At 52.6% G+C, this 16,882-nt stretch carries 22 protein-coding genes; 3 read left to right on the top strand and 19 right to left on the bottom strand.

Annotation, left to right across the window (positions count from 1 at the left end; genetic code table 11):
- From rplW to rpsJ, 4 genes are read right to left on the bottom strand one after another with little or no spacing between them, the layout of a single operon-like run.
- Complete coding sequence (rplW, locus tag O9K67_RS02325) at positions 1-303, bottom strand: 50S ribosomal protein L23 (protein WP_000617546.1); 303 nt, start codon at positions 301-303, stop codon at positions 1-3.
- Entirely contained in the window at positions 300-905 is a 606-nt protein-coding gene (gene rplD / locus O9K67_RS02320) for a 50S ribosomal protein L4 (RefSeq protein WP_007369811.1), read from the bottom strand. Before rplD ends, rplW begins: the two co-directional genes overlap by 4 nt.
- Before the next feature lie 10 nt (positions 906-915).
- Entirely contained in the window at positions 916-1,545 is a 630-nt protein-coding gene (gene rplC / locus O9K67_RS02315) for a 50S ribosomal protein L3 (protein ID WP_061492925.1), read from the bottom strand.
- 32 nt (positions 1,546-1,577) lie between these two features.
- Positions 1,578-1,889: a 30S ribosomal protein S10 gene (rpsJ, locus tag O9K67_RS02310; RefSeq protein ID WP_001181005.1), complete on the bottom strand. Its 312-nt coding sequence runs from the start codon at positions 1,887-1,889 to the stop codon at positions 1,578-1,580.
- Between the two features lie 433 nt (positions 1,890-2,322).
- Here rpsJ and O9K67_RS02305 point away from each other — a divergent pair, with 433 nt between their 5' ends.
- Entirely contained in the window at positions 2,323-2,724 is a 402-nt protein-coding gene (locus O9K67_RS02305; RefSeq protein ID WP_408612881.1) for a prepilin peptidase, read from the top strand.
- Here the strand turns inward: O9K67_RS02305 and bfr are convergent.
- The 11 genes from bfr to fkpA all read right to left on the bottom strand — a co-directional run bounded on the left by bfr (position 2,721) and on the right by fkpA (position 10,993).
- Complete coding sequence (gene bfr, locus O9K67_RS02300) at positions 2,721-3,197, bottom strand: bacterioferritin (protein WP_061492923.1); 477 nt, start codon at positions 3,195-3,197, stop codon at positions 2,721-2,723. The two genes, O9K67_RS02305 and bfr, sit on opposite strands and share 4 nt — an antisense overlap.
- Positions 3,198-3,269: 72 nt before the next feature.
- Entirely contained in the window at positions 3,270-3,464 is a 195-nt protein-coding gene (bfd, locus tag O9K67_RS02295) for a bacterioferritin-associated ferredoxin (protein ID WP_071889846.1), read from the bottom strand.
- A gap of 179 nt (positions 3,465-3,643) precedes the next feature.
- Positions 3,644-4,828, bottom strand: coding sequence for an elongation factor Tu (tuf, locus tag O9K67_RS02290; protein ID WP_061492922.1), 1,185 nt, complete (start codon positions 4,826-4,828; stop codon positions 3,644-3,646).
- A gap of 70 nt (positions 4,829-4,898) precedes the next feature.
- Entirely contained in the window at positions 4,899-7,013 is a 2,115-nt protein-coding gene (fusA, locus tag O9K67_RS02285; protein ID WP_061492921.1) for an elongation factor G, read from the bottom strand.
- A gap of 99 nt (positions 7,014-7,112) precedes the next feature.
- The gene (gene rpsG / locus O9K67_RS02280) at positions 7,113-7,583 is read right to left on the bottom strand and encodes a 30S ribosomal protein S7 (RefSeq protein ID WP_035894363.1); all 471 of its coding nucleotides are present in this window, start codon (positions 7,581-7,583) and stop codon (positions 7,113-7,115) included.
- 96 nt (positions 7,584-7,679) lie between these two features.
- On the bottom strand, positions 7,680-8,054 hold the full coding sequence (rpsL, locus tag O9K67_RS02275) for a 30S ribosomal protein S12 (protein WP_003023654.1): 375 nt from the start codon (positions 8,052-8,054) through the stop codon (positions 7,680-7,682).
- 124 nt (positions 8,055-8,178) lie between these two features.
- A complete protein-coding gene (gene tusB, locus O9K67_RS02270; RefSeq protein WP_061492920.1) occupies positions 8,179-8,466 on the bottom strand; it encodes a sulfurtransferase complex subunit TusB in 288 nt (95 codons plus the stop codon).
- 7 nt (positions 8,467-8,473) lie between these two features.
- Positions 8,474-8,833 carry a sulfurtransferase complex subunit TusC gene (gene tusC / locus O9K67_RS02265; RefSeq protein ID WP_061492919.1) on the bottom strand — a complete coding sequence of 120 codons (360 nt, stop codon included), beginning with the start codon at positions 8,831-8,833 and terminating at the stop codon, positions 8,474-8,476.
- Positions 8,833-9,219 carry a sulfurtransferase complex subunit TusD gene (gene tusD / locus O9K67_RS02260; protein ID WP_061492918.1) on the bottom strand — a complete coding sequence of 129 codons (387 nt, stop codon included), beginning with the start codon at positions 9,217-9,219 and terminating at the stop codon, positions 8,833-8,835. Before tusD ends, tusC begins: the two co-directional genes overlap by 1 nt.
- Complete coding sequence (locus O9K67_RS02255; protein WP_061492917.1) at positions 9,219-9,941, bottom strand: helix-turn-helix transcriptional regulator; 723 nt, start codon at positions 9,939-9,941, stop codon at positions 9,219-9,221. Before O9K67_RS02255 ends, tusD begins: the two co-directional genes overlap by 1 nt.
- Positions 9,942-10,144: 203 nt before the next feature.
- On the bottom strand, positions 10,145-10,993 hold the full coding sequence (gene fkpA, locus O9K67_RS02250) for an FKBP-type peptidyl-prolyl cis-trans isomerase (protein ID WP_061492916.1): 849 nt from the start codon (positions 10,991-10,993) through the stop codon (positions 10,145-10,147).
- Between the two features lie 240 nt (positions 10,994-11,233).
- On the opposite strand from fkpA, the gene O9K67_RS02245 reads away from it, so the two are divergent.
- On the top strand, positions 11,234-11,452 hold the full coding sequence (locus tag O9K67_RS02245) for a protein SlyX (protein WP_061492915.1): 219 nt from the start codon (positions 11,234-11,236) through the stop codon (positions 11,450-11,452).
- A 75-nt stretch (positions 11,453-11,527) separates the two neighbouring features.
- On the opposite strand, the gene slyD is transcribed toward O9K67_RS02245, so the two are convergent.
- The 4 genes from slyD to kefG form a co-directional block, all read right to left on the bottom strand.
- Positions 11,528-12,115 (bottom strand): peptidylprolyl isomerase, encoded by a 588-nt coding sequence (slyD, locus tag O9K67_RS02240; protein ID WP_061492914.1) that lies wholly within the window; start codon positions 12,113-12,115, stop codon positions 11,528-11,530.
- A gap of 94 nt (positions 12,116-12,209) precedes the next feature.
- On the bottom strand, positions 12,210-12,410 hold the full coding sequence (locus O9K67_RS02235) for a YheV family putative zinc ribbon protein (protein WP_061492913.1): 201 nt from the start codon (positions 12,408-12,410) through the stop codon (positions 12,210-12,212).
- An 11-nt stretch (positions 12,411-12,421) separates the two neighbouring features.
- Positions 12,422-14,227 (bottom strand): glutathione-regulated potassium-efflux system protein KefB, encoded by a 1,806-nt coding sequence (gene kefB, locus O9K67_RS02230; RefSeq protein WP_061492912.1) that lies wholly within the window; start codon positions 14,225-14,227, stop codon positions 12,422-12,424.
- Positions 14,227-14,778, bottom strand: a complete 552-nt coding sequence (gene kefG, locus O9K67_RS02225; protein WP_061492911.1) for a glutathione-regulated potassium-efflux system ancillary protein KefG — start codon at positions 14,776-14,778, stop codon at positions 14,227-14,229. The genes kefB and kefG overlap by 1 nt, the downstream gene beginning before the upstream one ends.
- Before the next feature lie 180 nt (positions 14,779-14,958).
- Here kefG and O9K67_RS02220 point away from each other — a divergent pair, with 180 nt between their 5' ends.
- Positions 14,959-16,866 carry an ABC transporter ATP-binding protein gene (locus O9K67_RS02220; protein ID WP_061492910.1) on the top strand — a complete coding sequence of 636 codons (1,908 nt, stop codon included), beginning with the start codon at positions 14,959-14,961 and terminating at the stop codon, positions 16,864-16,866.
- The last annotated feature ends 16 nt before the right edge of the window (positions 16,867-16,882 follow it).

Raw genomic sequence — 16,882 nt, 5'->3', positions numbered from 1 at the left:
TTACTCAGCGCCGCCGACGAAGTCCAGATTCTGGCCTTCTTTCAGGGTGACGTAAGCTTTTTTCCAGTCGCTACGACGACCGATACGCTGTCCGTGACGTTTAACTTTCCCTTTAACTACCAGGGTGTTAACGACTTCGACTTCGACTTCAAACAGTTTCTGCACAGCAGCTTTGATTTCTGCTTTGGTCGCGTCTTTAGCAACTTTGAGAACGATGGTGTTTGTTTTTTCCATCGCAGTAGACGCTTTTTCAGAAACGTGCGGTGCACGCAGCACCTTCAGCAGACGTTCTTCACGAATCATGCCAGCATCTCCTCAACTTGCTTAACAGCATCAGCAGTCATTACGACTTTGTCGAAGGCGATCAGGCTAACCGGGTCGATACCAGTCGCGTCGCGAACGTCAACCTTGTGCAGGTTGCGCGCGGCCAGGAACAGGTTCTCGTCCAGCTCACCGGTGATGATCAGCACATCTTCCAGAGCCATGTCTTTCAGTTTCTGAGCAAGCAGCTTGGTTTTCGGTGCTTCAACAGAGAACTGCTCGACAACGATCAGACGATCTTGACGTACCAGTTCGGACAGGATGCTTTTCAGCGCGCCGCGGTACATCTTTTTGTTAACTTTTTGACTGTGGTCCTGCGGACGCGCAGCGAAGGTCACGCCACCAGAACGCCAGATCGGGCTCTTGATAGAACCAGAACGAGCGCGGCCGGTGCCTTTCTGGCGCCACGGTTTTTTGCCGGAACCAGTTACTTCAGCACGGGTCTTCTGAGCACGAGTGCCCTGACGCGCACCAGCTGCATAAGCAACAACAACCTGGTGTACCAGCGCTTCGTTAAAGTCACGACCGAAGGTAGTTTCGGAAACAGTCAGCGCGCTCTGCGCGTCTTTCAATACTAATTCCATTGCTATCTCCTCACGCCTTCACAGCTGGTTTAACGATCAGGTCGCTACCGGTTGCACCCGGGACAGCACCTTTAACCAGCAGCAGGTTGCGCTCAGCGTCAACACGTACTACGTCCAGGCTCTGAACGGTTACACGCTCATTACCCAGCTGACCTGCCATTTTCTTGCCCTTGAACACTTTGCCCGGAGTCTGGTTCTGACCGATAGAACCCGGAACGCGGTGAGACAGGGAGTTACCGTGAGTAGCGTCCTGGGTACGGAAGTTCCAGCGCTTAACGGTACCGGCGAAACCTTTACCTTTAGAGGTGCCAGTTACGTCAACTTTTTTAACTTCAGCAAACAGTTCAACGCTAATGTTCTGACCTACGGTGAATTCTTCGCCGTCAGCAAGACGGAATTCCCACAGACCACGGCCAGCTTCAACGCCAGCTTTAGCGAAGTGACCAGCTTCCGGCTTGGTTACACGGTTAGCTTTTTTAGCACCGGTGGTAACCTGAATAGCGCGGTAGCCATCGTTAGCCAGATCTTTAACCTGAGTAACGCGGTTTGCTTCAACTTCGATTACGGTTACTGGGATAGATACGCCATCTTCAGTGAAGATGCGGGTCATGCCCACTTTTTTACCGACTAAACCAATCATTGTTTCAACCTCTCAATCGCTCGATGACCTGATCAACCCAGGCTGATCTGCACGTCTACACCGGCAGCCAGATCCAGACGCATCAGAGCATCAACGGTTTTCTCGGTTGGCTCAACGATGTCAACCAGACGCTTGTGAGTGCGGATTTCGTACTGATCACGCGCGTCTTTGTTGACGTGCGGGGAGATCAGAACGGTAAAGCGCTCTTTGCGGGTCGGCAGCGGGATCGGACCACGAACTTGCGCACCAGTGCGCTTCGCAGTCTCGACGATTTCGGCGGTTGATTGATCGATCAGACGATGATCAAACGCTTTCAAGCGGATACGGATTCTTTGGTTCTGCATGAGACCAGAGCTCCAATTATTTATAGACGAAAATAATTACTCCTCACACCCATTACGATTGATGGGGGAGTGTAATCGTTCTTACGTAGCCCCCCAATCGGGGGCATTGTTAGCGGTTAAACCACACCGCTATGGCTCAGATTGAACCAGCCGTCATTTACTACAGGCCCGCGCATTATACGCAAATCCAGACGCGACGCAAGTGCAGCGTAGAAATTAAGCAGTCTTGCGTACTGGTTCCGGGTTCTGATGCGAATGCAACAGTACGGCACATATCTTCGCAAGCAACTGCGCAATATCACGATTACGCGTTTTCTTTATTTCCCGTACTCCGGCACCCTCGACTGCACATAACTGCATTTCAAAAAGGAACAATGTGCTGATTTTTCTTTCTATTTATCTGGTGCTGAATGTAATCCTTATCCGCTGTGATATGCGTTCAGGGCTGCTACCAGACCTATTCACCTGCCCCCTCTTATGGGCCGGGTTACTTTGGCATTGCGTCTTACACCCGCCTTTTTTAGCAAGCGCGGTCATCGGTGCGATTGCTGGCTACTCAGGCTTTGCGCTGATCTATTGGGGGTACCGTTTCATGCGTCATCAAGAAGGGTTTGGCTATGGTGATATCAAATTTCTGGCCGCGCTGGGAGCCTGGCATGGCTGGCAAAGTTTACCTATGCTGGTATTTCTCGCAGCCTTGCTGGCAGGCTGTGCGGTAGTGACGAAAACATGCTTGAGTCGCAGATTACAGGTACTAAAAAACCCGCTGCCTTTCGGGCCATTTCTGGCAGCAGCGGGTTTGCTGATGGGGTATCACACCATGGGGCTGGGTTAATCTTCAACTTTGATTTGCGATTGCAGGTAGTTCGGCACCCCAATTTTACCAATCAGGTCAAGCTCGGTTTCCAGCCAGTCGATATGATGTTCTTCATCGGCAAGAATTGCGATCATCATATCGCGACTGACATAATCATGGACACTATCAGCATAGGCGATCGCTTCACGCAAATCTTTCGCGCCTTCAAGCTCCAGCCTCAGATCAGATTGCAGCATCTCTTCAACATCTTCACCAATCCCGAGCTTGCCTAAATCTTGCAGATTCGGGATCCCTTCTAAAAACAAAATACGCTCGATGTACTTATCTGCGTGTTTCATTTCATCGATGGATTCATGGTATTCGATATCATTCAGGCGCGTCAGCCCCCAGTTCTTAAACATACGCGCATGGAGAAAATACTGGTTTATTGCGACAAGCTCATTTCCCAATAATTTATTGAGATAGTTTATGATTTTAACATCACCTTTCATTATATAGTCCCTCCGCTTCCACTCATTGAAGCGTAGATGGGGCTACAGGGATGTCAAAAAAAAGATAGCGCCTCAGGCGATCTCTTTATATTCCGGGAGCTGTGTGAGCTCATCCTGCATAATTTCTCGTGCAACACGTATGCACTTGCCACATTGGTTTCCTACAGGAACAAACTTGCGAAGCTGCTGAAAGGATTGAGGGTGAAACTGGCGTACAGCCTGGCGAATCTTTTTATCACTCACACCATTACACAAACAAACGTACATGATCACTCCCGTTCAATTTATGCGCAAAAGTGTAAATGAGAATGGTTACGATTACAATAGCACAAACTGTAAAGCTGTTGCGGTATGGTCCGCAAAATCACACATAAATATGGCTGTTACTAAATAGCAGACAGCAAAAAGGGCGCCGAAGCGCCCTTTTCAATTCAAAGCTAAAAAGATTAGCCCAGAACTTTTGCTACAACGCCCGCGCCAACGGTACGGCCGCCTTCACGGATTGCGAAACGCAGACCATCATCCATCGCAATCGGGTGAATCAGGGTAACAACCATTTTGATGTTGTCGCCCGGCATTACCATCTCTACGCCTTCCGGCAGTTCGATGGTGCCAGTCACGTCAGTTGTACGGAAGTAGAACTGCGGACGGTAGCCTTTGAAGAACGGAGTATGACGGCCGCCTTCATCTTTGGACAGGATATAAACTTCAGATTCGAATTTGGTGTGCGGCTTGATTGAACCCGGCTTAGCCAGTACCTGACCACGTTCGATTTCTTCACGTTTGATACCACGCAGCAGAACGCCTACGTTCTCACCAGCACGGCCTTCGTCCAGCAGTTTGCGGAACATTTCAACGCCAGTACAGGTGGATTTCGCGGTGTCTTTGATACCAACGATTTCAACTTCTTCACCTACTTTGATGATACCGCGCTCTACACGACCGGTAACAACGGTACCACGACCGGAGATGGAGAATACGTCTTCGATCGGCAGCAGGAACGGCTTGTCAATCGCACGTTCTGGTTCCGGGATGTAAGAATCCAGGTAACCAGCCAGTTCGATGATTTTCGCTTCCCACTCTGCTTCGCCTTCCAGCGCTTTCAGTGCAGAACCACGAACGATCGGAGTGTCGTCGCCCGGGAAATCGTACTGAGACAGCAGTTCACGAACTTCCATCTCAACCAGTTCCAGCAGCTCTTCGTCATCAACCATGTCACATTTGTTCAGGAACACGATGATGTACGGAACGCCTACCTGACGACCCAGCAGGATGTGCTCACGAGTCTGCGGCATCGGGCCGTCAGTCGCAGCTACTACCAGGATCGCGCCGTCCATCTGAGCAGCACCGGTGATCATGTTTTTAACATAGTCGGCGTGGCCCGGGCAGTCTACGTGCGCGTAGTGGCGAGTCGGGGTGTCATATTCAACGTGAGAGGTGTTGATGGTGATACCACGAGCTTTTTCTTCCGGCGCGTTATCGATCTGATCGAATGCGCGAGCGTTACCACCGTAGGTTTTTGCCAGAACGGTAGTGATGGCAGCAGTCAGGGTAGTTTTACCATGGTCAACGTGGCCGATAGTGCCGACGTTGACGTGCGGTTTTGTACGTTCAAATTTTTCTTTAGACACGGCTTTATTCCTTACTATAGTGCTCTCCCCTTCTGGAGAGAGCACGGGACTTTGGTTTTAACCCTGAGGCTTATTTACCACGGGCTTCGATTACGGCCTGAGCAACGTTGTTCGGTGCATCATCATACTTCAGGAATTCCATAGTGTACGATGCACGACCTTTGGTCAGAGAACGCAGTTGAGTTGCGTATCCGAACATTTCAGACAGCGGCACTTCAGCGTGAATCTTAACGCCAGTGACTTCAGATTCCTGACCGCGCAGCATACCGCGACGACGGCTAAGGTCACCGATAACATCACCGGTGTTCTCTTCCGGAGTCTCTACTTCAACCTTCATGATCGGCTCAAGCAGAACTGGTTTCGCTTTCTTAAAGCCATCTTTAAAGGCAATAGACGCAGCCAGTTTAAACGCCAGTTCAGAGGAGTCAACGTCGTGGTAAGAACCGAAGTGCAGACGCACACCGAGGTCAACAACCGGGTAACCCGCCAGCGGGCCAGCTTTCAGCTGTTCCTGGATGCCTTTATCAACAGCCGGGATGTATTCACCAGGAATTACACCACCTTTAATGTCGTTGATGAACTCGTAACCTTTCGGGTTAGAGCCCGGCTCCAGCGGGTACATGTCGATAACAACATGACCATACTGACCGCGACCACCAGACTGTTTGGCGTGTTTACCTTCGATATCGGTAACTTTAGCGCGAATCGCTTCACGGTAAGCAACCTGAGGTTTACCGACGTTCGCTTCAACGTTGAATTCACGTTTCATACGGTCAACGATGATGTCGAGGTGCAGCTCACCCATACCGGCGATAATGGTCTGGTTAGATTCTTCGTCAGTCCATACACGGAATGACGGGTCTTCTTTCGCCAGACGGCCCAGAGCCAGACCCATTTTTTCCTGGTCAGCTTTGGTTTTCGGTTCTACCGCGATGGAGATTACCGGTTCCGGGAATTCCATACGTTCCAGAATGATCGGATGATCCGGATCACACAGGGTATCACCAGTAATAACGTCTTTCAGACCGATCGCAGCAGCGATGTCGCCCGCGCGAACTTCTTTGATCTCTTCACGTTTGTTGGCGTGCATCTGTACGATACGACCAAAACGCTCACGTGCAGCTTTCACAGAGTTCAGTACGGTATCACCGGAGTTAACTACGCCGGAATACACGCGGAAGAACGTCAGGTTACCAACGAACGGGTCGGTAGCGATTTTGAATGCCAGAGCAGAGAACGGCTCTTCATCGCTAGCGTGACGCTCAGCCGGGGTATCTTTACCGTCGTCCAGAACGCCGTTGATCGCAGGTACGTCAGTCGGGGATGGCAGGTAATCAATTACCGCATCCAGCATCGCCTGAACACCTTTGTTTTTGAACGCAGAACCACAGGTCACCAGGATGATTTCGTTGTTCAGAACGCGCTGACGCAGGGCAGATTTGATCTCTGCTTCAGTCAGTTCTTCACCACCCAGGTATTTTTCCATCAGCTCTTCGGAAGCTTCCGCAGCGGATTCGATCAGGTTCTGGTGCCATTCGTTAGCCAGATCCTGCATCTCAGCCGGGATATCTTCGTATTCGAAGGTTACGCCCTGGTCTGCTTCGTTCCAGTTGATGGCTTTCATTTTCACCAGGTCAACAACACCGGTGAAACCTTCTTCAGCACCAATAGCCAACTGCAGCGGAACCGGGTTCGCGCCCAGACGGGTTTTGATCTGACCAACAACTTTCAGGAAGTTAGCGCCCATACGGTCCATTTTGTTAACGAACGCGATGCGCGGAACTTTATATTTGTTAGCCTGACGCCATACGGTTTCAGACTGCGGCTGAACACCACCAACTGCGCAGTAAACCATTACCGCACCGTCAAGAACACGCATGGAACGTTCTACTTCGATGGTGAAGTCAACGTGCCCCGGGGTGTCGATGATGTTTACGCGATGCGGTTCATACTGCTTCGCCATACCAGACCAGAATGCAGTAGTTGCTGCGGAGGTAATGGTAATACCACGCTCCTGCTCCTGCTCCATCCAGTCCATGGTTGCGGCGCCGTCATGAACTTCACCGATTTTGTGGTTTACACCGGTGTAGAACAGAATACGTTCGGTAGTCGTGGTTTTACCGGCGTCGATGTGCGCACTGATACCAATGTTACGGTAGCGTGCGATGGGTGTTGTACGAGCCATTTGATTCCTCGTTTGTCTCTTTAGGCGCTCAGATTTAAGTTGCCAAACGGCGGGCGACTTACTGGAAGCGCCCGCCTGGTGACTAAAACTCCGAAGGGATTACCAACGGTAGTGTGCGAACGCCTTGTTGGCTTCGGCCATACGGTGAACGTCTTCACGTTTCTTAACTGCAGTACCTTTGTTGTCTGCAGCATCAGAAAGTTCGTTCGCCAGGCGCAGAGCCATGGATTTATCACCGCGTTTACGAGCAGCTTCAACGATCCAACGCATTGCCAGAGCATTGCGGCGAACCGGACGTACTTCAACCGGAACCTGATAAGTAGAACCACCAACGCGGCGAGACTTAACTTCGACAGTCGGGCGCACGTTTTCGAGAGCTACTTCGAAAGCTTCCAGTTCGTTTTTACCAGAACGCTGAGCCAGGGTCTCCAGCGCGCTGTATACGATTGATTCTGCAGTAGATTTTTTACCGTCTACCATCAGGATATTGACAAATTTAGCCAGCAGTTCTGATCCGAACTTCGGATCCGGCAGAATTTTACGCTGACCAATAACACGACGACGTGGCATGGAAATACTCCGTTGTTAATTCAGGATTGTCCAAAACTCTAAGAGTTTAGTTTGACATTAAGTTAAAACAGTTTGGCCTTACTTAACGGAGAACCATTAAGCCTTAGGACGTTTCACGCCGTATTTGGAGCGAGATTGCTTACGGTCTTTAACACCGGAGCAGTCGAGCGCGCCACGTACAGTGTGGTAACGAACACCCGGGAGGTCTTTTACACGACCGCCACGGATCAGGATCACGGAGTGCTCCTGCAGGTTGTGACCTTCACCACCGATGTAGGAAGTCACTTCGAAACCGTTAGTCAGACGAACACGGCATACTTTACGCAGCGCGGAGTTCGGTTTTTTCGGGGTGGTAGTATATACGCGAGTACATACGCCACGTTTTTGCGGGCATGCTTCCAGCGCCGGAACGTTGCTTTTTGCAACTTTACGTGCGCGTGGTTTGCGTACCAGCTGGTTAACTGTTGCCATTAAATAGCTCCTGGTTTTAGCTTTTGCTTCGTAAACACGTAATAAAACGACCTCATATAATATGAGGACGCAGAATTTTATGGCTGTGCTGAAAAGGTGTCAAGAAATATACAGCGATCACACATTACCAACGCATCTGAGTATCGTGTTTCACCGCCAGACTCACGAAATCAGTATAGCCAACCCTGACGACACTGCTCGAAATTTGACCAGAAAGACCACGCGCATCAACGTCTTCACTCAGCACGTGTAGCGATATGGGGGCATCGAGCAATATGTCAATGAAACGTCCGCCTTCCAGCGCTGCCGTTACGCCGTCAGACAACAGCAGTAAATCATCGCCCGGGCGCACTAACCGCAGCATAGCCGCCATATCGCACTGCCATGGGGATTGAGACAAAGTATGCAGCATAGGCGCCTCAAAAAGTCATAACAACGGAGTATTCATCAAGCCGCTCACGCAGCGCATCAGGTTCCAGACACCGGGCAGGCAAGACAAACTCTGCATCCTCGCGTAAACCACGCTCACGCAGTGAGGCAGCACATAGCCAGCACTGATCGATATCGTAGAGAGGAAGGACTTTAAATGTGGCGATGTAATCCCGCGCCAGGATGGCATCAGGTCGCTGATTCGCCAGAAGTTGAAAAACGCCGTCTCCCACGAAAAACACACCAATGTCATCGGTAAGCGCGGAAGTCGCCAGCAACGCATCCAGACCTTCACGCCCGGAAGCGGAGCCGTGCGGTGCCGAGGTAAATACAAAGGCAATACGCGTCATCAGAACTGCACCACCCGATCGCAAGAGAGCGCGGCTTCCGCCAGCGCACCCAGCCCGGTCAGCGAAAAACCGGCCTGCAGGTTGGCAGCAGGAAGCCCCAACCGCTGCGCTTCCGCAGAATCAACCACACCGCGACGTAGCGCCGCAGCGACACAAATGTGCAATTCGACCTGCTGTTCATCGTGCAATTTTTGCCATGCACGCACCAGGTCAAACTCATCGCTGGCGGGCGCAGTCAACGCGTTCGCGTTGCTCACCCCTTCCTTGTAAAAAAAAACGCTGCCAAGCGTATGCCCTGCCGCCAACAGCGCAACGGCAAACTGATAGGCACTGCTGGCCTGTTGTGTGCCGTACGCCGGGCCGGTCACCATCAGGGCAAAACGCATTACCGTTCCTGCCCGGAAAAGTCGCCGCTTTTGAACTGGCGAATGTACAGATACACGGTGTGCTTGGAGATGTTCAGGCGGTCAGCCACCTGGTTAATGGCGTCTTTAATATCAAAGATGCCTTTCTCATAAAGATTCAGGACGATCTGCCGGTTCTTGGCGTTGTTGGAAACGTTACGATCGGCATTCACCTCTTCGATTGTGAACTCCAGCGTTTGTGTGACGAGGTCTTCCACCGAAGAGGCAAAGTTGACCGACGATCCCGCATCCGGAGTTTCTGGTGGAATAAAGGTGCTCATTATTTGCGAGAACGGCACATCAAGGTTCATGTTAATACACAGCAGACCAATCACCCTCTGCTCGCGGTTACGGATGGCGATGGTCTCCGACTTCATCAGTACACCACTTTTCGCCCGTGTGAAGTAGCACTTGGACACGCTGCTGTCCGCGCCCGTCATATCATGCAGCATACGCAATGCAAGATCGGTAATGGGTGAGCCGATTTTACGCCCGGTGTGTTCGCCGTTGGCAATGCGAATAGCGGAACATTTCAGATCCTGCAGGGAGTGCAAAACAATTTCGCAATGGGAACCAATGAGCATCGCTAACCCGTCCACCACCGCTTCATAAGATTTGAGGATATCGAAGTCGGTTTGATCGAAAGGACGTTGATCCAGTAAATCAAGCTCACTGGTTTCGTTGGTTAATAGCGACCTGGACATGAAAAAAAACACTCCTTTTCAGGAGCCTGTCGTTATGTTTTCAGGGCAGGCTCAGTATTTATATGGGGATCTAAATTAATACATCGTAGGTTAAGCTTTCCAGAATTATATACACTTTATCCGTCAAGCTACCTGTTTGTTGGCTGCATCCTGAATGGGGGTCAAAAAAAACGCCGCCCGAAGGCGGCGCTTTGTTCGCGGTGTTACTTCTTACTTGCGTCTGCAGCTTTCGGGTCAGCGGCTTTATCGCCTGCGGCCGGTGCTGCTTCTGGTGCTGCGGCATCAGCTTTCGGTGCCGCTTTAATGTCCAGCAGTTCTACATCAAAGACCAGCGTAGAGTTAGCCGGGATCCCCGGAACGCCAGTTTTGCCATAGGCCAGAGCCGGCGGGATAACCAGTTTGATCTTGCCGCCTTTCTTGATGTTTTTCAGGCCTTCGGTCCAGCCCGGGATAACGCCATCCAGACGGAAGGAGAGCGGCTCACCACGGGTGTAGGAGTTATCGAACTCTTTACCGTCGATCAGCGTCCCTTTGTAGTTCACCACCACGGTATCGCTGTCTTTCGGCGCATCGCCAGTCCCGTCTTTCTCCACTTTGTACAGCAGACCGGTGTCAGACGTTTTCACACCTTTCTCTTTCGCAAAAGTGTCACGGAAGGCTTTGCCTTTGGCTTCGTTATCAGCCGCGTCTTTTTCCATTCGTTCCTGAGCGGCGCTCTTCACGCGAGTTTCAAACGCTTGCAGAGTCTGTTCGATTTCCTGGTCGCTCAGTTTGCTCTTGTCGGCAAACGCATCCTGAACACCCGCGATCAGCTGAGCTTTATCCAGTTTGATACCGAGTTTTTCCTGCTCTTTCAGGGAGTTTTCCATGTAGCGGCCCAGTGACGCGCCGAGCGCATAGGCGGATTTCTGGTCGTCATTTTTAAATGCCGCTTTGCTGTCAGCTGCTGCTGCAGTCTCTTTCTTTGCGGCATCCGCAGCGAAAGAAATCGGTGCATGAAGGGCTACGGCCATGGTGGTCGCCAGCAGCGTGACTTTAAACAGTGATTTCATCCATTTCTCCAGGGGCCGGGGCATCTCGCCCCAGGGTTAAACATAAGAAAGTAAGGAACGTACTATAAAGCGTTGCGCGGGAAATCAACATAAGGACACCCACCGAATTCACCTGTTTTCTGACTATTTTTGTTTAAATAAGTTTCTGCTTTTCTGCACTGATGCTGTATCGCACGGCAAAGTTAAGTAAAATCCGCCCGTTTAATGAAAACCAGGTCAGACGCAACCCAGAGGTGAAGAATGCAAGAGTTAACGATAGAAGCCCGGCTGGCGGAACTGGAAAGCCGGTTGGCCTTTCAGGAGATGACCATTGAAGAGCTGAACCAGACGGTCATCGCGCATGAACTGGAAATGGCGAAGCTGCGCGAGCACCTCCGTTTGATGGCTGAAAAGCTCAAAGCCAGCCAGCCTTCCCATATGGCCTCACCGTCAGAAGAGACGCCACCGCCCCATTACTGAGGCGTAAAAAAAGCGGGTTTCCCCCGCTTTTTTATTACGCAATCAACGCACCGACAGTGCGAACGACGGCGCGTATTAGTGGCAACCGCAACCGCCGTGACCGCCGCAACCACCTTTACCATGGTCATGATCGTGATCGTGGCCATGACCACCGCAGCAACCATCGTGACCGTGGTCGTGGTCATGATCGTGACCGTGCGCACCGTGAACGTGGCCATGAGCCAGTTCTTCTTCAGTGGCTTCGCGGATAGCAACAACTTCCACATTGAACTTCAGGTTCTGGCCTGCCAGCATGTGGTTGCCGTCAACCACAACGTGGTCGTCTTCCACTTCGGTAATTTCTACCGGCACCGGGCCCTGGTCGGTTTCAGCCAGGAAACGCATACCTACCTGCAGCTCGTCAACGCCCATAAAGACGTCTTTCGGCACACGCTGCACCAGGTTTTCGTCGTACTGACCGTAAGCGTCGTTCGCGCCAACAGCCACATCGAATTTGTCGCCGACTGCGTGACCGTCCAGCGCGTTTTCCAGACCAGAGATCAGGGAACCGTGACCGTGCAGGTAGTCCAGCGGCGCACTCACCGGAGACTCATCAACCAATACACCGTCTTCTGTACGTACCTGATAGGCCAGGCTGACCACCAGGTCTTTTGCTACTTTCATGATATCTCCTGAGCGTTGGAAAATTACTGGCGCAGATTGTAGCGGAATTCTGCACCCGTGTACCCTTTAGCTTAAAAAAACCTGCCTGATATCGCTAGTCCGGATGAAAAATCCCGATCACTTGCTCATCTTTGCGTACATGCTCCTTAACGTCCTTGTCGGCTTCACGCATCTGATGCCCGCACTTAACGCATTCAACAATATCGACATTATTTTCACGCCACATCGCCATCGAATCCTTCGCCTGGCACGCCGGGCAGACAGCGCCGGCAATAAAACGTTTACGAACAGCCATTCGAATTCCCCTTATTCAAACTCGTCCCAGCCATCCAACTGGCGACGCTCTTGCTGCATTTCACGCTGAAAAATCTCTTCCAGCTCGCGCCGCGCTTCGCGTACGCGGGAAATCTGTACCGTATCGGTATGTACCGGCATCAATTCACGCAGCATGCGCATATCCAGCCGCTTAAAATGGAGCTGTGCGCGTTGGGCCTGATGCGGATGCATCCCCAGCGAGATAAGCGACTTACGCCCCAACTCCAGCGCACTGGAAAAGGTCTCGCGGGAAAACTGCGTCACCCCGGCCTGTAACAACTCATGGGCTTCCACACGCCCTCTCGCTCGCGCCAGAATGGTCAGGTGCGGGAAATGCTGCTGGCATATTTCCACCAGCTTCATGGTATCCAACGGGTCGTTACAGGTAATCACGATGGATTTCGCCGCCTCCGCCCCCGCTGAGCGCAACAATTCCACTTGCGTCGCATCGCCGTAATAGACCTTATAACCGTATTTTCGCATCAGGTTAACGGCACTGATATCCCGCTCCAGCACGGTAATACGCATTTTATTGGCCATTAACAGGCGACCAATCACCTGACCAAAACGCCCGAAGCCCACCACGATGACCTGCGGTTTATCGTCTTCCACCCACGGTGCTTCGTCTTCATCTTCCGGGGTGTTAAAACGCCGGGAGAGGACGTTATCAATGCCGCGCATCAATAAGGGTGTGGTCATCATCGACAGGGTGACGGTCACCAGCAATAGCGCCATCTGGTCATGCTGAAACAGATGCTGGGAAGAAGCGGACGAGAAAAGCACAAACGCAAATTCTCCCCCCTGGCTGAGCACACCCGCAAACTGCATCCGCTCTGAGCTACGCAGGCCATACAGGCGCGCCAGCCCGTACAACACCAGTGTTTTCACCGCCACCAGCACCGCCACGCTCAACACAACCCACAACAGGTGGGTATAGAGCACGCCCAGATTCAGCGCCATGCCAACAGAAATAAAGAACAGCCCCAGCAACAGACCTTTAAACGGCTCAATGGCAATTTCCAGCTCGTGCCGGTATTCACTTTCAGCCAGTAAAACCCCGGCGATAAACGTACCGAGCGCCATCGACAACCCCAGCGCATCCATAAACAGCGCTGAGCCAAGCACCAGCAGCAGTGTCGCAGCAGTAAAAACTTCCCGCACGCCAGAACCGGCAATAAAACGGAACACTGGTCGCAACAGATAACGGCCGCCAATCAACATGCCCGCGAAAGCCAGCACCTTCAGGCCAACCTTCATCCAGTCGAGATGCTCATCCCCATTCCCCGCCAGCAGTGGCACCAGAGCCAACGCGGGGATCACGGCCAGATCCTGAAACAGCAGCACCGAAAAACCCAGTTGCCCGGACTCGCTGCGGTTCATCCCCTTATCGCGCATCAGTTGCAGCGCCATCGCGGTAGATGACATTGCCAGCCCAATACCGCCAATTACCGCGGCCTGCCAGGAAAAGTGCGTCAACATGAGCAGACCAGCAAGCAGCGCGGCGCTAAGCATTACCTGCGCCGCCCCCACGCCAAAGATTGACCGCCGCAGTTCCCACAGCTTTGCCGGGTTCAGCTCCAGCCCAATAATGAACATCAGGAACACCACGCCCAGCTCGGAAAAATGCAGGATTTCATCCACATCGCTGATGAACCCCAATCCCCATGGGCCAATAGCGATTCCCGCCAGCAAATACCCAAGCACCGCCCCAATACCCAGACGGGAGGCTAACGGTACGGCGACCACTGCCGCAAACAGAAACAACACCCCTGCCAGTAACAGATCGGAGCCTTCCATTAACGGCCTCCATCCGGCAAGGGCGAAGCCAGCCATTCAGCGTAAGCTTTAGCGTGATTCGCCAGTTCCTGCGGGGCCTGCCTGCGCGCCCAGTAGATAATGATCGGGCTAAGCCAGTGCATGCGACACATGGCGGCGGTGAGTTCGAAGGGGCGCAAAATATCGCTCATCGGATAACGGTTAAGACCATCGTGACGATAGGCCGTCTCCGGTTCACCGGTGGTGATTACGCTACGCCAGTACTTTCCCGCCAGTTGATTCCCGCCGGTACCGCTGGCAAACCCACGGCTCAAAACGCGGTCCAGCCACTCTTTGAGCAGCGCCGGGCAACTGTAGGTATAAAGCGGGTGTTGGAATACGATAACGTCATGCTCACGCAGTAACGCCTGTTCATAAGGGATATCAATAAAAAAATCGGGATAACGGGCATACAAATCATGCACCGTCACGTTTTGCATCTGCATTGCCGGTTTAAGCAAAACCCGGTTCGCCACCGAGTCCTGAGATTCCGGATGGGCATACAGCAGCAACACTTTCGCTGTCTGTGACATCTATTCCCCTCCCGGGTGTCGTACCTGTTACGCTTCCGGCTGGCTCCCCGCGGGCGCTGCCAGAATGATTTTGTCTATCATCTTCATTTTGGGCTACCATTGCGGCCCCGGTACGGCATTTGGCCGTAACCTTACATTATCATAATGACAAATTAACATAGTCTGAACATACGGCGCCTTATGATTGTTTTCTCCTCGTTACAAATTCGTCGCGGTGTGCGCGTCCTGCTGGACAACGCCACGGCCACCATCAATCCAGGCCAGAAAGTCGGTCTGGTGGGTAAAAATGGCTGCGGTAAATCCACGCTGCTGTCGCTGTTGAAAAACGAGATTGGTGCCGACGGCGGCAACGTGACCTTTCCGGGAAACTGGCAGCTGGCGTGGGTAAACCAGGAAACACCCGCACTCAACGAAGCGGCTATCGATTATGTGATAGACGGCGATCGGGAATACCGCCAGCTTGAAGCGCAGCTCAACGCCGCCAATGAGCGCAACGACGGTCATGCCATCGCCCTTGTGCACGGCAAACTGGATGCGATTGATGCATGGACCATCCGTGCCCGCGCCTCCAGTCTGTTACATGGTCTGGGTTTCTCCAACGAACAGCTTGAACGCCCGGTCAGCGACTTCTCTGGTGGCTGGCGCATGCGCTTGAACCTCGCACAGGCGCTGATTTGCCGTTCCGATCTTTTGCTACTCGACGAACCGACCAACCACCTGGATCTCGACGCGGTGATCTGGCTGGAAAAGTGGCTGAAAAGCTACCAGGGAACGCTGATCCTGATTTCCCACGACCGTGACTTCCTCGACCCGGTCGTGGACAAGATTCTGCATATTGAGCAGCAAAGCCTGTTCGAATATACCGGCAACTACAGCTCATTCGAACGCCAGCGCGCTACGCGTCTGGCTCAGCAGCAGGCCACTTACGAGAGCCAGCAGCAACGTGTTGCCCATCTGCAAAGCTTTATTGACCGTTTTAAAGCCAAAGCCAGCAAAGCGAAACAGGCGCAAAGTCGCATCAAAATGCTAGAACGCATGGAGTTGATTGCACCGGCGCACGTGGACAATCCGTTCCATTTCAGCTTCCGCGCGCCGGAAAGCCTGCCCAATCCCTTACTGAAGATGGAAAAAGTCAGCGCAGGGTATGGCGATCGCACCATCCTTAATGCCATCAAAATCAACCTGGTGCCGGGCTCCCGTATTGGTCTGCTGGGGCGTAACGGTGCCGGTAAATCCACTTTCATTAAACTGCTGGCCGGGGAACTGGCGGCGCAGAGTGGTGAAATCGGCCTCGCGAAGGGCATTAAGCTGGGTTATTTCGCTCAGCACCAACTGGAATTCTTACGCGCCGACGAGTCCCCCTTACAGCATCTTGCCCGCCTCGCCCCACAGGAGCTGGAGCAAAAACTGCGCGATTATCTTGGCGGTTTCGGTTTCCAGGGCGACAAAGTCACGGAAATAACTGAACGTTTCTCCGGCGGCGAAAAAGCGCGTCTGGTGCTAGCGCTGATCGTCTGGCAGCGTCCGAACCTGTTGTTGCTCGACGAACCGACTAACCACCTTGACCTGGACATGCGCCAGGCGCTGACCGAAGCGCTGATTGAATTTGAAGGCGCGCTGGTTGTCGTGTCGCACGATCGCCACCTTATCCGTTCCACCACGGATGATCTCTATCTGGTGCACGACGGCAAAGTCGAGCCATTCGAAGGGGATCTGGAAGATTATCAGCAGTGGCTGAGTGACGTCCAAAAGCAGGAGAGTCAGCCTGTGGATGCCGTGGCTAAAGAGAGTGGCAACAGCGCGCAGGCGCGTAAAGATCAAAAACGCCGTGAAGCAGAGCTGCGCACGCAAACGCAGCCGCTACGTAAAGAGATCGCCCGTCTGGAAAAAGAGATGGAAAAGCTGAACGCACAACTGGCGCAGGCAGAGGAGAAGCTGGGTGACAGCGGGTTGTACGATCAGAGCCGCAAAGCGGAGCTGACCGACTGCCTGCAACAGCAGGCCGCAGCGAAATCCGGACTGGAAGAGTGTGAAATGGCATGGCTGGACGCACACGAGCAGCTGGAAGCGATGCTGCAAGGGGACTAACGCGCCCGTCAGGCTG

Origin of the sequence: Kosakonia oryzendophytica, assembly GCF_027886705.1 — a bacterium.
Taxonomy (GTDB): domain Bacteria; phylum Pseudomonadota; class Gammaproteobacteria; order Enterobacterales; family Enterobacteriaceae; genus Kosakonia; species Kosakonia oryzendophytica.
The sequence above is the reverse complement of the archived record's forward strand: the minus strand, read 5'-3'. Positions and strand labels throughout refer to the sequence as shown.

What these genes read in the sequence shown, in the direction of transcription:
- rplW (WP_000617546.1), bottom strand. Translation starts at nt 303, where the DNA reads ATGATTCGTGAAGAACGTCTGCTGAAGGTGCTGCGTGCACCGCACGTT.
- rplD (WP_007369811.1), bottom strand. Translation starts at nt 905, where the DNA reads ATGGAATTAGTATTGAAAGACGCGCAGAGCGCGCTGACTGTTTCCGAA.
- rplC (WP_061492925.1), bottom strand. Translation starts at nt 1,545, where the DNA reads ATGATTGGTTTAGTCGGTAAAAAAGTGGGCATGACCCGCATCTTCACT.
- rpsJ (WP_001181005.1), bottom strand. Translation starts at nt 1,889, where the DNA reads ATGCAGAACCAAAGAATCCGTATCCGCTTGAAAGCGTTTGATCATCGT.
- O9K67_RS02305 (WP_408612881.1), top strand. Translation starts at nt 2,323, where the DNA reads ATGCGTTCAGGGCTGCTACCAGACCTATTCACCTGCCCCCTCTTATGG.
- bfr (WP_061492923.1), bottom strand. Translation starts at nt 3,197, where the DNA reads ATGAAAGGTGATGTTAAAATCATAAACTATCTCAATAAATTATTGGGA.
- bfd (WP_071889846.1), bottom strand. Translation starts at nt 3,464, where the DNA reads ATGTACGTTTGTTTGTGTAATGGTGTGAGTGATAAAAAGATTCGCCAG.
- fusA (WP_061492921.1), bottom strand. Translation starts at nt 7,013, where the DNA reads ATGGCTCGTACAACACCCATCGCACGCTACCGTAACATTGGTATCAGT.
- rpsG (WP_035894363.1), bottom strand. Translation starts at nt 7,583, where the DNA reads ATGCCACGTCGTCGTGTTATTGGTCAGCGTAAAATTCTGCCGGATCCG.
- rpsL (WP_003023654.1), bottom strand. Translation starts at nt 8,054, where the DNA reads ATGGCAACAGTTAACCAGCTGGTACGCAAACCACGCGCACGTAAAGTT.
- tusB (WP_061492920.1), bottom strand. Translation starts at nt 8,466, where the DNA reads ATGCTGCATACTTTGTCTCAATCCCCATGGCAGTGCGATATGGCGGCT.
- tusC (WP_061492919.1), bottom strand. Translation starts at nt 8,833, where the DNA reads ATGACGCGTATTGCCTTTGTATTTACCTCGGCACCGCACGGCTCCGCT.
- tusD (WP_061492918.1), bottom strand. Translation starts at nt 9,219, where the DNA reads ATGCGTTTTGCCCTGATGGTGACCGGCCCGGCGTACGGCACACAACAG.
- O9K67_RS02255 (WP_061492917.1), bottom strand. Translation starts at nt 9,941, where the DNA reads ATGTCCAGGTCGCTATTAACCAACGAAACCAGTGAGCTTGATTTACTG.
- fkpA (WP_061492916.1), bottom strand. Translation starts at nt 10,993, where the DNA reads ATGAAATCACTGTTTAAAGTCACGCTGCTGGCGACCACCATGGCCGTA.
- O9K67_RS02245 (WP_061492915.1), top strand. Translation starts at nt 11,234, where the DNA reads ATGCAAGAGTTAACGATAGAAGCCCGGCTGGCGGAACTGGAAAGCCGG.
- slyD (WP_061492914.1), bottom strand. Translation starts at nt 12,115, where the DNA reads ATGAAAGTAGCAAAAGACCTGGTGGTCAGCCTGGCCTATCAGGTACGT.
- O9K67_RS02235 (WP_061492913.1), bottom strand. Translation starts at nt 12,410, where the DNA reads ATGGCTGTTCGTAAACGTTTTATTGCCGGCGCTGTCTGCCCGGCGTGC.
- kefB (WP_061492912.1), bottom strand. Translation starts at nt 14,227, where the DNA reads ATGGAAGGCTCCGATCTGTTACTGGCAGGGGTGTTGTTTCTGTTTGCG.
- kefG (WP_061492911.1), bottom strand. Translation starts at nt 14,778, where the DNA reads ATGTCACAGACAGCGAAAGTGTTGCTGCTGTATGCCCATCCGGAATCT.
- O9K67_RS02220 (WP_061492910.1), top strand. Translation starts at nt 14,959, where the DNA reads ATGATTGTTTTCTCCTCGTTACAAATTCGTCGCGGTGTGCGCGTCCTG.